3 protein-coding genes are annotated in these 13,397 nt (G+C 63.0%); 2 read left to right on the top strand and 1 reads right to left on the bottom strand.

The features are described 5' to 3' along the window. Window positions 1-1,710, top strand: a 1,710-nt coding sequence (locus K289_RS0138985; protein ID WP_027556309.1) for a VCBS domain-containing protein, incomplete at its 5' end; no start/stop codon positions are given. A 171-nt stretch (window positions 1,711-1,881) separates the two neighbouring features. Here K289_RS0138985 and K289_RS0138990 read toward each other — a convergent pair. Beyond that, entirely contained in the window at window positions 1,882-2,289 is a 408-nt protein-coding gene (locus K289_RS0138990; protein WP_051311300.1) for a hypothetical protein, read from the bottom strand. Window positions 2,290-2,536: 247 nt separating this feature from the next. On the opposite strand from K289_RS0138990, the gene K289_RS0138995 reads away from it, so the two are divergent. After that, window positions 2,537-13,397: DUF5801 repeats-in-toxin domain-containing protein (locus K289_RS0138995; protein ID WP_027556311.1), on the top strand; the 10,861-nt coding region annotated here is incomplete at its 3' end.

Here is a 13,397-nt window from a genome sequence, read left to right on the forward strand (position 1 = left end):
GTGCACTACACGCTCACGGGCGACACGGGGGAGACCTCGAATGCCGATCTCACGATCGATGTGGTTGGTGCGAACGACGTCCCGATCGCCGTTGCTGATACGGGTTCGATGGGTGAGAATGACACCAAGTCGTTCGACGTAATTGCCAACGATACCAAGGACGCGGATCACACCGCGGCGAACACCATTTCGCTTAACGGCGCGGCCGATGTAACTGGCCCCGACGGCGTGACCCTGGGGACGCCCACCATCACCATCGATGCCAATCAGGTGAAGGTCGATGCGGGAGCAGCGTTCGACGCGTTGGCTGACGGCGAGCATGCCACCATCACCGTGCACTATACGTTCACGGGGGACGCCGGCGACACCTCGAATGCCGACCTCAAGATCGATGTGGTTGGCACCAACGACGTGGCCTCGTTCAGCGGCGTCACTTCGGGTACGGCACATGAGGATGGTGCGGACGCGACCGGACAACTGATCGTCAAGGACCTGGACCATGATCAGTCGACGGCTCAGGCCGACAGCGGCAGCACGGCGCTGGGCAGCTGGTCGATCGATGTCAGCGGAAGTTGGTCGTACACGGCCGACCACGACGCCAACAATCACCTGGCTGAAGGCCAGCATGCGTCTGACAGCTTCGTCGTGCACAGCTTCGACGGTACGGCACACACCATCTCGATCGACATCGTCGGCACCAACGATACGGCGTCGATCAGCGGAACCGCCACGGGCGATGTGACCGAAGATAACCCCGCCCAGGCATCGGGAACGCTCAGCGTTTCAGATGCCGATGACGGTCAAAATACCTTCCTCGCGTCGGACGGCGGAAATCACACCGGATCAAACGGCTACGGTACGTTTGCGTTCAATACCTCGACGGGCCTGTGGACCTACACGCTTGACAGCAGCAACGATGCGGTCAACGCGCTGAATAATGGCGGCACTCTGCACGACTTCTATACCGTGCACTCGTTGGATAGCAGCGATGACCAGCTCATTGATGTCACCATTCACGGCGTGACCGACGTTCCCAGCGGCCCGCCGACAGCGCCGCCGGTCTATACCGGCGCTGACCCCAATGATTTCGACGACCTAGCGAAGCCCACTGCCAGCACTGGAACGTCTTCCAACGACAATGGTGGAGGAAACGCCGCTCTGTTCGGTACGACAGGCGCCGATACCATCCACGGACTTGACGGCAACGACCTCATCTACGGTGCAGCGGGCAACGACACCCTGTATGGCGATGATGGTGACGACCATATCTTCGGTGGTTCGGGTGACGACCACATCTATGGTAACAACAATAACGACTCTCAGCTTTATGGCGGGTCTGGCAATGACACCATTGAGGGCAACGGTGGTAACGATACTCTCATCGGTGGCTACGGCGCCGACACGCTCACCGGTGGTGCCGGCAACGACAATTTCGTGTATCTGAGCAAGTTGGACACTGGCGACACCATTACCGACTTCAAGGCAAACGGGGACACGGACAAGATCGACTTCAGCGCATTGTCTGCGGGAACGTTGAACTTCGTTTCCGGCGACAGCCACAGCGCAGTCGTCGCAAACAGCGTCACCTGGACCGAATCTAGCGGCAACACCATCGTCAGTGTCGACACGACGGGCGACACCACGGCCGACCTGCAGATCACACTAACCGGCACAAACCTGCATTTGACCGCGAATGACTTCCACCTCTGAGCCGAGTTGGCAGTAACAGGATATCGGGGCGGCCTCGGGCCGCCCCGGATCTTTTGCTCCAGCGTAGTTTGGTCAGGTGCCGTCGTGGCGTAGGGAAAGATCGACGCAATTGCCACCTGATTCCGGCGCGTTCCGGCGTCGGGATCGTCACCCCAAGCTACGGCCCCCCGCCTAGATCTTCTGCTGCGCGCCCGGGCCGACCACGTTCACCGTGATCTTCTGAATTTCGGTTCGACCGCCGGCATATTTGACTTCGATCATCAGCACGTCGTCGCCGACGAAGTCGGGCTGCGATTTGTAGAACGCGACGTAGGCCGGCACTTCCAGTGCGAGACAGGACTTGTAGTTGGTTGCTTTCACCTTCGCCGACTTGACGGTCACCTTCCCGGAGGCGGGCGCATTGACGAGGCGGATCGTGGGCAGCGGCCCCGATGTGCAGTCGGGCAGCACGTTGATGTAGACGCCGATTCGCGTGTCCTTGTTGGGGAGGGATTTGACCGTTCGCTCGACCGGGGAGAGCGGGTCCTCGGCCCATGCCGACGCGGCGAATCCACACAGCGCAGCGGTCAGACCGGACAATAATACCGCTGTCGTTGCTCGCAAGGTCGCACAATTTTTCCGAGTAGTTCGCTGCAAGGTATTCATTTCAAATGCCTTTTCGGGTGTCCGGTTCCCGCATCAACCAATTTACCACGGTGGACCAAAAAGTCTTCGTTAACTAGTTGATTTCGTTGACCCCTGGTGCAGTTAACAATAGCTTAATACCGAAGATTTTCGGCTTACTTTCTGCTTTTCCAGTGCAAAAAGTGTTTGGCAGGGGCAATTAATGAACGCTCAATTTCAGGTGGCGCAGGCCACCGGCACCGCTGTTCCGACCACCTCCACCCCAGTTCGAACCTTCTCATTAGCGAAGCCGCTGACAGATCAGGCGGTGGTCGTGCATCTTGGCTACGACCAGAAGGTGAAGCTCGACTTTTCGTCAATCGCCAACGAGAAGATCACGCTCGTCCACGTCGGCGAGAAGCTGATCATTCTGTTCGACAACAAGTCGACGATCACGGTCGATCCCGTCTTCGACTCCCGGCACGACAATCAGTTGCTGTCGATCGAGCTGGCGCCCGGGCGCGACGTCAGCGTGCAGGAGTTCGCCAGCCTCTTCCCGATCACGACCGATCAGTCCGTGCTGCCTGCAGCCGGTGACGGCAGCGGCAACGCGCAAGGAAGCGGCGCCAACTTCTCCAGCTCCGCGGTGGATCCGCTGAACGCCGGCAATCCGCTGGACCTGCTGGGGCAGGAGGAGCTCGGCAATTCCGCGACCGGCGATCAGCAATTCCCCGCGATATCTTCTCCTACGGTCAGCGTGACCGGCTCGATCGAACTGGTGGTCGACGAGAGCTTCATTCCGGCCAACGGCACGAACTCGGCTGGGTCGACCACCGGCGCGTCCGGCTCCAATGTCGATACCCAGAACCTTCAGGTCGTCTTCACGGTAAGTACGCCGTTGGGTCTGCAGAGCCTGACCTACGCGCTCCACGTCGACAAGACGAGCACCGGCCTGATTGACTCGCTCAGTGGTCAGGGTGTCGTCCTGGTTCAGAAGGGCACCGCCGAGGTCGATGGTGTCGTAACGGTCAACGGCAAGGAGCTCACCGTCTTCACACTGACGGTGGACGGTACCGGTCACATCACGATGACCGATCTGCGCGGCGTCCATCAGGATTCCAAGGATAATCCGGCCGACACCAGCGAGGGGATTCACCTCGGCCCGGGACTGGTCTCGGTGACGGCGACGGCGGTCGACGTCAGCGGAAACTCGGCAACCGGAAGCTTCGACCTCGGTCCGCACATTACGATCAACGATGACGGTCCGAGCATCGCCGTAGCGCAAGGCGAGGGCGAGGGCGACGGTCCGCATCTCCCGTTCCTTCCCGCCCTCGAAGTCGACGAGAGCGCGCTGCCGAGCGGCGCGCAGCCGCACTCATTGTCGACGACGGCCACTCAAGACTTCAGCGGCGCCTTTACGCATGTCGACGGCGCCGACGGCGCCACCATCACCTACGCCTTGTCAGTGACCGCGGGCGGTGTCGACACGCACCTGCTCGACTCCCTGACCGGGCACGAAGTGTTCCTGTTCAACGAGAAGGGCACCATCGTCGCCCGCGAGGGAACGGACGCCACCGCTGCGGCCGGTGGCCATATCGTTTTCACGCTCGAAGTGGATTCGTCCGGACAGGTAACGATGACGCTCGAGCGCTCGGTGCACGAGTTCACTCCCCAAGTGAACGCCAACAGCGACGAGCCGATCAGTCTTTCGAACGTCCCGGTCACGCTGACCGCGACGATCACGGACAATGACGGCGACACCGCTTCTGCCAGCATCAGCATCGGCTCGACCATCGTCATTCATGACGACAGCCCGACCATTGCTGTGGTGCTGGGCCAGGGCGGCGAAGAGGAGCCGCAGCTACCGGTCCTGCCTGTCCTCGAAGTCGACGAGAGCGCGCTGCCGAGCGGCGCGCAAACGCCGTCATACCCGGCTTCGGTCACCAAGGACTTCAGCGGCCTCTTTACGCACGCCGACGGCGCCGACGGCGCCACTATCAGCTATGCAGTGTCGGTGAGCGGTGGCGGTGTTGACACCCACCTGATCGATTCCCTGACCGGGCACGAGGTGTTCCTGTTCAATGAGAACGGCACCATCGTCGCCCGCGTGGGAACGGACCTCGCTACTTCTGACCCCGATGGCGCGATTGCTTTCACGCTCAAAGTGGATTCGTTGTCCGGCCAGGTGACGATGACGCTCGATCGCTCAGTGCACGAGCTCACTCCCCAGGCGAACGTCCCCAGCAATGAGCCGATCCAGCTTTCCGGCGTCCCGGTCACGCTGACCGCGACGATCACGGACAATGATGGCGACTCCGCTTCCGCCAGCATCGACATCGGCTCGACGATCGTCATTCATGACGACAGTCCGACGCTGATCCTGACCCCCGGCAAGAACTCCGTCACGATCGACGAGACGCCCGGCCAGCAGGCCGGCACCAACGACGTCCAGTTCACGGACCTTTCGGCCGCGGCCCAGACGGCGTTCAACAACGTCGCGAACAAGGGCTTCGATCCCGACGTCAGCCACGACCATAATGCGATCGGCTATGCGGTGAATTCGGGCCTCGTCTCCGCCGACATCAATTTCGGCGCCGATGGCGGCGATGCGACCCAGTCCAAGCTGTTCGAACTGACGCTGGCGAAGAGCGGCGTCGATTCCGGTCTCCAGACGACCGCTGGGCGCGAGATCTATCTATTCCTCGAGAACGGCGTCATCGTCGGCCGCTACGACGCGCCCCACGACGGCAATACCGTCGTCGACGGCAGCGATCCGGCTGCGTTCGCTATCACGATCGATCCGACCACCGGGCAGGTTTCGGTGGCCCAGTATGTCTCTCTCAATCAACCGGACCACGCGACGGCCGCTGACGGTTTCAACAGCTACAATGAGGGGGTCTCGCTCGCGACGGGCAGCGTGTCGATTGCGCTGACGGTGAAGGATGCCGACGGCGACACTGTCACCAAGTCGGTTGACGTCTCCCATGAAATCACCTTCCTCGATGACGGCCCGAAGGTCACCGTCAATGTCGACGAGCGTTTCTCGGTCGTGCTCGATGAGACGCCCGGCGTCCAGTTCGAAGACGATGATACGACCGCGTCCTTCGTCCGCCACCTGTTCGATTCCGTCGTCAATACGGGCAGCGATCCCGACCTTACGTCGAGCGAGAAGGACCATGGCGCGATCGGCTTTGCCATCGGCGGCCACGACGCCCTCGATGTTCATGCCATCTTCGGTGCCGACGGACCTGCCGCGCACAATGCCGTCGTGTACGCCCTGACGCTCAATGGCGTCAGCGGCTCGGTCGATTCCGGCATTCAGACCACCGACGGCAAGGAAATCTATCTCACGATCGAGAACGGCGTGATCGTCGGCCGGGTCGATACCAACGGCGACCACCAGGTCTCGACCTCCGATCCGGCGGCTTTCGCGATCGCAATCGATGACGACGGTCACGTGGCGACGGCGGAATATCTGTCGCTGAAGCATCCCGACCCGCACGCGTCGGACGAAACCGTCCAGCTGACGCAGGGCGTCGTGAGTGCGACCGTCACCATCACCGACGGCGACCAGGATCAGGCGACCGCTTCGGCTGACATTTCGAGCCATATCAAGTTCGAAGACGACGTGCCGCACGCCTATGACGTCAAGCCATTCACGATTCTCGACGACGAGGCGCAATCACTTTTCCCGCCGAATTTCGGCGGCAGCGGCGATGCTTTCCCGAGCCTGAATACTTTGACGGGCGGGGCGCACTCGCTCTTCAACAGCGGCGCCGACGGCACCAAGAGCGTCACCTTTGCCCCGCCTTCGGACATCAAGGCGATCTACAAGCTCGATAGCGGTCTCGCCGGCCAGGAAACCCTCGACTACACGACCACGACGAGTGGCGGCCATACCGTTCTGACCGCGACCGGACACGTTTCGGGTAACGTCGTTTTCACGCTCGACGTCGCCGGTGACGGATCCTACACCTTCAAGGTCAGCGAACCGCTGGTTCATCCGACCAACAGCACCACGGAAGAGAACCTTTCCGTGAAGATCGGCTTCACCGTCACCGACGGGGACGGCGACCAGGATTCCGGCTCGCTGACCGTGAAGGTCAACGACGACACGCCGACGGTCGATGTCGACCGGGCGGAGGACAGCCACGGCCACGACGTCACACTGGCGTCGCTGACGCTCGACGAGTCGATCGGCGTGACCCCGGGCGACCCGAACGCGACCAGCGACGACGTTCCCGGCGTGACGGCTCCCTCGTTCTTGATCAGCACCGACCCGACCAAGGCGATCGGCATCACAAAGACGCCGACGTCCGACGAGAAGGGCACCTCGGTTGCGGAACTGTTCACCACCGACGTCGACTTCGGCGCCGACGGCGCCAAGGCCGCGCCCACCGTCAGCTACACTTTTACGCTGAAGGATGATCACGGCAGCACGGTTTCGAACGGCTCGGCGACCGGCGTGGAAACCAACCTGATCGTCACTGCGCTTGCCGATTCGCCGCTGGCAGGCCTCACGGACGCCCAGCGCACGATCTATCTGTTCAAGGAAGCCGACGGCTCGATCGTCGGCAAGATCGGCATTGGCGGCGGCGGTAACGTCACCGACTTCGTCGCCCTGCATGTCGTGATCGACCAGAGCAGCGGTGAGCCACGGATCGTCGTCGAGCAATATCTGCCGATCCAGCACAGCAACACCAATTCGAGCGACGAGTCGGCGTCGCTGACCTTCAACGATCGTGATGCCAGCCTCGGCGTCACGCTGACCGTGACCGCGACCGACGGCGACGGCGACGTGGCTTCTGACTCGAAAACCGTCACGCTGGCGGGCCACGACAGCTCGCTGATCAAGATCGAGGATTCCGGCCCCACGGTCACGATCACCGCGACCGGGGTAACGGTCGTCCATGACGAAACGCCGGGCGTCCAGAACGCGGGCGATCCCAATCCGTCCGATGACGTCGCCGGCGCAAACCTGCCGAGCACCGTGCTCGCCTCGTTCAACGCGATCACGAACAAGGGCTCGGATCCTGACGTTCCGAACAAGGACAACGGCGCCATCGGATTTGCGCTCAGCTCCGCCCCGATGGTCAGCGTGGTCGCAACCTTCGGCACCGATGGCGCGGCGAAGACCAATTCGACCGTGTTGTCGCTGCAGATCGACGGTGGCAACAACACCGATTCCGGCCTTCAGACCACTGACGGCCAGCACATTCTGCTGCGGCTGGAGACCTACAACGGCGTCAGCATGATCGTCGGCCGCGTCGACGGCAACGGCGATCATTCTGTTTCGACCTCCGATCCGGCGGCATTCGCCATCGAGATCGGTCAGGATGGCCGGATCAGTGTCGCGCAATATCTGTCGCTGAAGAACCCGAGCCCGGGATCGTCCCCGAGCGACCTCGATGAGCCGACCACGACCCTGCAGCACGTTCAGGCTGCCGTCACCGTCACTGATGGTGACGGCGATCACGTCACGAAGGTCATCGACATTTCGAGCCAGATCCAGTTCCAGGACGACGGCCCGACCCTGACCGTGACCGCGCCCGCGGTGATCAACGGCCTCGACTTCGGTGCGTTCGTCCTCAACAGTAATGAGTGGGGCCAGGGAAGCGGCACTGCGACCGGCACCAATGGTGGCTGGACCATCTCCGACGCCAACAGCGGTCATTCCGGCGCCGATCTGATTGCCAACACCGGCGGCGGCACGGTTCAGCTCGAGCGCGTCGGCGACGGCTATCTGGGGATGCATTCCTCGACCGGCGGCTACATGGTCGACCTCGACGCCTCGCCGCATGACGTGAAAATCAGCCAGGTCGTCACGGGACTGGCGAGTGGCCAGACCTACGATCTGCGCTTCGAGGCAGGCGCGCCGTTCCCGAATTTGGCGCATCTCGAAGTCTGGTTCGGCGGCGTCAAGGTCGGCGACATCTCGCCGACCGGGCAGATGCAGGAATACACGATCCAGGTGGTGGGCGGCTCCGGCCCCAATCACGACAACCTGCTTGAATTCCGCGAGACCGGCGCGCCGGACAATCAGGGCACCTATCTCGCCAACGTGTCCGTCGGCGAGATCGTGATCGACGAAACCGCAGGCATCCAGGCGGACTCGAATGAAGTTGCGGCCAACTCGCTCTTCAACGCAGTCGCCCACCAGGGTTTCGATCCCGACATGCAGCCGCAGTTTGCGGAGGGCAGGGGCGCGATCGTCAGCGTCTCCGCTAACTTCGGCAGCGACGGCCCGGCCACCTCAGATGCGACGACCTATGTCGTGCAGACGGCCAATTCGGGCCTCACGGATTCCGGCCTTCAGACGACGGCCGGCCAGCACATCATCCTGTTCAACGAGACCTATAACGGCGTCAGCTACGTCGTCGGCCGTTATGACTCGAACGGCGATCACCAGGTCACCTCGGCTGACGACGCCGCGTTCGCGTTCACGGTCAACGCGAGCACCGGCAAACTGTCGCTGGTCCAGTATGTCTCGCTGCATGAGCCGAACACGGCCAGCAACGACGAGGGCGTGTTCCTCAACACCGGCTCGCTGTCGGTGACCGTGGCCGTCAAGGACGGCGACGGCGACACGGCTTCGAAGACCGTCGACGTCTCCGCCGCGATCCGTTTCGACGATGACGGCCCGACCATCCAGGCAACGACGGGCCAGTTGCCATCGCTCAGCGTCGATGAGAGCTATCTGACGGCTGCGACCAATGGCGTTGACGGCTCGCACACCGGCCCGCTCGGCTCCACCACCGACCACACATCGTTTGCAGGGGCCTTTACGTCGACCCCCGGCGCCGACGGCGCCAAGATCAGCTATGCACTTGCCGCGTCCGGCGCGACGAGCGCGGCCGGTGTAGATTCCGGCCTGATCGACTCCGCCACCGGAAACAAGGTGTTTCTGTTCCTGGAGAGCGGCCAAATCGTCGGCCGCGAGGGTACCGATGCGGCCCATGCGGTTGGTGGCCCGCAGGTCTTCACCTTGTCGGTCGATCCCAATTCGGCCGACGTGAGCCTGACGCAGCTGCGTGCCGTCCATGAACTTACCCCGGGTGACTTCAATGAGGGCATCAGCCTCAATAGCCTTCCCAATCTGGTGACGCTGGTTGCAACCATCACCGATGGCGATGGCGACACCGCGACCGCCAGCATCGACCTCGGTGCCCAGGTCACGTTCCACGATGACGGTCCGAGCATCTCGGCGGTCAGCGGCAGCACTTCGACGGAGCCGGTCTCCTACAGCCTGACGGCCGGCAACGCGATCTATCGCGGCGCCGATGGCGCCGATGATCACGACATCCTGCTGACTGCCTTCAACGGCTCGACAAGCAGTATCAAAACGGTCAACACCTCGCAGGGGCAGACCGGCAATATCGGTGTCGACAACCACTCCATCAGCGGCGTCGGTGACGGTAATGTTCACGCCCCCGATTACGTTCGGATCGACTTCGTCACGCACGTCGTCACGACCAATGGCCAGACCGACGACTATACGGCCACGCAGCACGATAATGTGACGTCGGCGAGCGTTTCCATCTCGCAGATCCAGGGCAATAACAACACCGCCACCGTATTCCTGCAGATCCAGTCCACGGCGGCTACCAGCGACAACAGTTCGGCGTCGCATGATTTCACCGACGATACGGTCGGCTCGATCACGAACATTACCGTGAACGGGACCAGCGTGATCGGCACGGCCGTGTACAACGGCACGACCGTCGTCGGCTACGTGATCTCGGGCTTGCACGAGGGCGATACGATCGCCGTCACCGGTGCGTCCGCCTTCAACCGCCTGATCGTGGGCGACTATCACGACTTTGCTTTCCAGTCCGATTCGACCGGACACACCACGACCATTGCCGGAGGCCACCAGTTCACGCTCAGCGGCGTGCAAGCGAATGTCGTCACGCCGACCGTATTCGAGGTGATCGAGGACGAGAGCGCCGGCGTCAACGTTGCCGCCGATCCGAACCCGGCCAACGATGTCGATCCGAGCCTCGTTCCGCCGCCGCCGCAGCTCGCCGGCGCCATCGCGACCAACGGCCTCACGGCGATCGGCTATGCGGAGTCGCCGGGTACCGTCGGCACGCTCTTCACGTCGAATTCCGGCGCAGACGCGCCGGCGAAGGTCAGTTACGCGCTTTCGACCTCGACAGCGAACGGTCAATTCACTGGCCAGGATTCCGGCCTGTTTGCGACCACCGGCCACGCCGCGATCCATCTCTATACCGACACCAGCGATCCCTCGATCGTCTGGGGTGTCGCCAACGGCGATCTGTCGAACGGGACGAAGGTCTTTGCGCTCACCTTCGACAGCAGTGGCCATCTCTGGGTTGCGCAGTTCCAGGCGATAGCGAACCCGATCGCCGGCTCCGATGCCGCCGCTTACGACGATCCGGTTTCGATCCAGCCGGGCACGCTGTTCGTCACCGGCACGATCACCGACGCCGACGGCGACACTGCCAGCGCCATCTCGCAGATTCCGGTCAAGGTGACGTTCCAGGACGATGGCCCGCATGCGGTCGCCGACCTCAATAGCGATCAGTCCGGAGCGACGGTGTTGACGACGGCTGCGACGGGCGTGCTGTCGAATGACTCCGCCGGTGCCGATGCGCCGGCGACGGTGGTCGGCGTTGCCGCCGGCAATCTGCTCACGGACCAGAGCGCGAATGTCGACCATCAGATCACGGGCTCGCTCGGCAAGCTGACGTTGCATGGCGACGGCTCGTATACCTACGTCGCGAACCCGAACATGTCGGGCTCGGACGTGTTCACCTACACGATCAAGGACGGCGACGGCGACCTGTCGACGACGACGCTGACGATCAACGTCACCGACGGCCGGCCGCTGGCCAGCGCCGGGATCGACCAGGTCAATGAATCCGGGCTTCCGGACGGCTCGAACCCGGGTGTCGGCGCGACCACAGCGCCAGGCGACCACCTGACGTTGTCGGATCCGCAGGGCGACACCGTGACGGTGTCGCAGGTCAACGGGACCGCAGTGACGGCGGACCACACGGTGGTGCACGGCACCTATGGCGATCTGACCATCAACCTGGACGGCAGCTACAGCTATACGCTGACGACGGCGGATCCGGCCGGGGTCAGCGGCGACGATCAGCCGGACGTGTTCACCTATACGGTGAAGGACTCCCACGGCAACTCGCAGAGCTCGACGCTCACGATCGACATCGTCGACGACGTGCCGACGATCGGCTCGATCGTCACGGATCCGGTGGCCGAAAGCACGTTGACCTCGTTTGCGAACACCTTCGTTCCGGCATCGACCAGCGGGTCGCTTGCGATCACGTGGGGCGCCGACAACGCCAATCCGAACGTCGGCCCACACGACCGCTCGGTCGCGTTCGATACCTCGCTGAACGGCGTGCAGGCGGGCCTGACCTCGAACGGCGATGCGATCACATATACGCTGTCGAACGACAACACCTTGTTGACCGCGACGGCAACGCACGCGTCGGTGACCCGCACGATCTTCACCGTGTCGATCGACGATCTCGTCAGCGGGCACTACAACTTCAATCTGCTCGACAATATCGATCATGCCGCGCCGGCCTCCGGCGCGGAACAGAACGACAAGGCGCTGTCGTTCGGTTTCACCGCCACGGATTCCGACGGCGACAACACCCATTCGACCCTCACCATCCACGTCACTGACGACATCCCGGTCGTGACCGGCGCGGCGCAGTCCGGCAACGTGAGCGAGCACGGGTTGCCCCTGGTGCAGAGCACCTTCGGCAACCTGAACATCGACTGGAACGCGGACGATCGCGGCACCAGCCATCTCGAGTTCGCAACGGACGGCAGCAACAATCTGATCGTGCCGACCGGACTGACCTCCGGCGGCGTTGCCCTCGACTATGCGGTGCGTCTGGCGGCCAATGGCGTCGACCAGGAACTGGTGGCGTTCAAGACCGGGGAATCGGTCGATCAGCCCGTCTTCATCGTGGCGCTGAACGGGCTGGTCAACCCGGCCTTCGCATTCCAGCTCGATCAGCCGCTTGACCACACGGGCGCCAACGGCAGCTCGCTGCCGCTGACCTTCACGGTCAAGGCGATCGACGGCGACGGCGACGCGGTCACGCAGACCTTCACCGTCAATGTCGCTGACGACACGCCGCAGGCGAATGCGGACCTCGCAAGCGTTCAGTCAGGCGATACCCTCGCCATGACCGGCACGGTGAGCGGGACCGGCGTGCTGCACAACGACTTAGCCGGGGCCGATGGGCCGGCGACGGTGGTGGGCGTTGGCGCCGGGAATCTCGGCAGCGAGCAGAGTGCGAATGTCGACCACGAGATCACGACGTCGCTCGGCAAGCTGACGCTGCATGGCGATGGCTCGTACAGCTACGTCGCCAACCCGAACGTGTCGGGCTCGGACGTGTTCACCTACACGATCAAGGACGGCGACGGCGACCTGTCGACGACGACGCTGACGATCAACGTCACGGACGGCAAACCGCTTGCGAGCGCGGCGACCGACCAGGTCAACGAGGCCGGACTTCCGAACGGCTCGAACCCGGGCGTCGGCGCGACCACGGCTGCGGGCGACCACCTGACGTTCTCGGACCCGCAGGGTGACGCCGTGACCGTGTCGCTGGTCAACGGGACCGCGGTGACGGCGGATCACACGGTGGTGCACGGCACCTACGGCGACCTCACGATCAACCTTGACGGCAGCTACAGCTACACGCTGCTGACGAACGACCCGAACCACACCTCGCAAGGCACGGGGATCGACGGCCAGCACGAGACGTTCAACTACACGGTGACGGATTCGCACGGCAACACGCAGACCTCCTCGCTCACGATCGACATCGTGGACGACGTGCCGACCGCGGTGGCGGACACCGCGAGTGACCAGTCTGGAGCGGCGCTGTCGACGTCGGCTGCGACCGGCGTGCTGCACAACGATGTCTCCGGCGCCGATGGGCCGGCGACGGTGGTCGGGGTTGGTGCCGGGAATCTGGGCACTGACCAGAGCGCGAACGTCGACCAGCAGATCACGACCTCGCTCGGCAAGCTCACGCTGCATGGCGATGGCTCGTACAGCTACGTCGCCA

It is taken from the genome of Bradyrhizobium sp. Cp5.3, from assembly GCF_000426265.1.
In the GTDB taxonomy this organism is placed as follows: domain Bacteria; phylum Pseudomonadota; class Alphaproteobacteria; order Rhizobiales; family Xanthobacteraceae; genus Bradyrhizobium; species Bradyrhizobium neotropicale.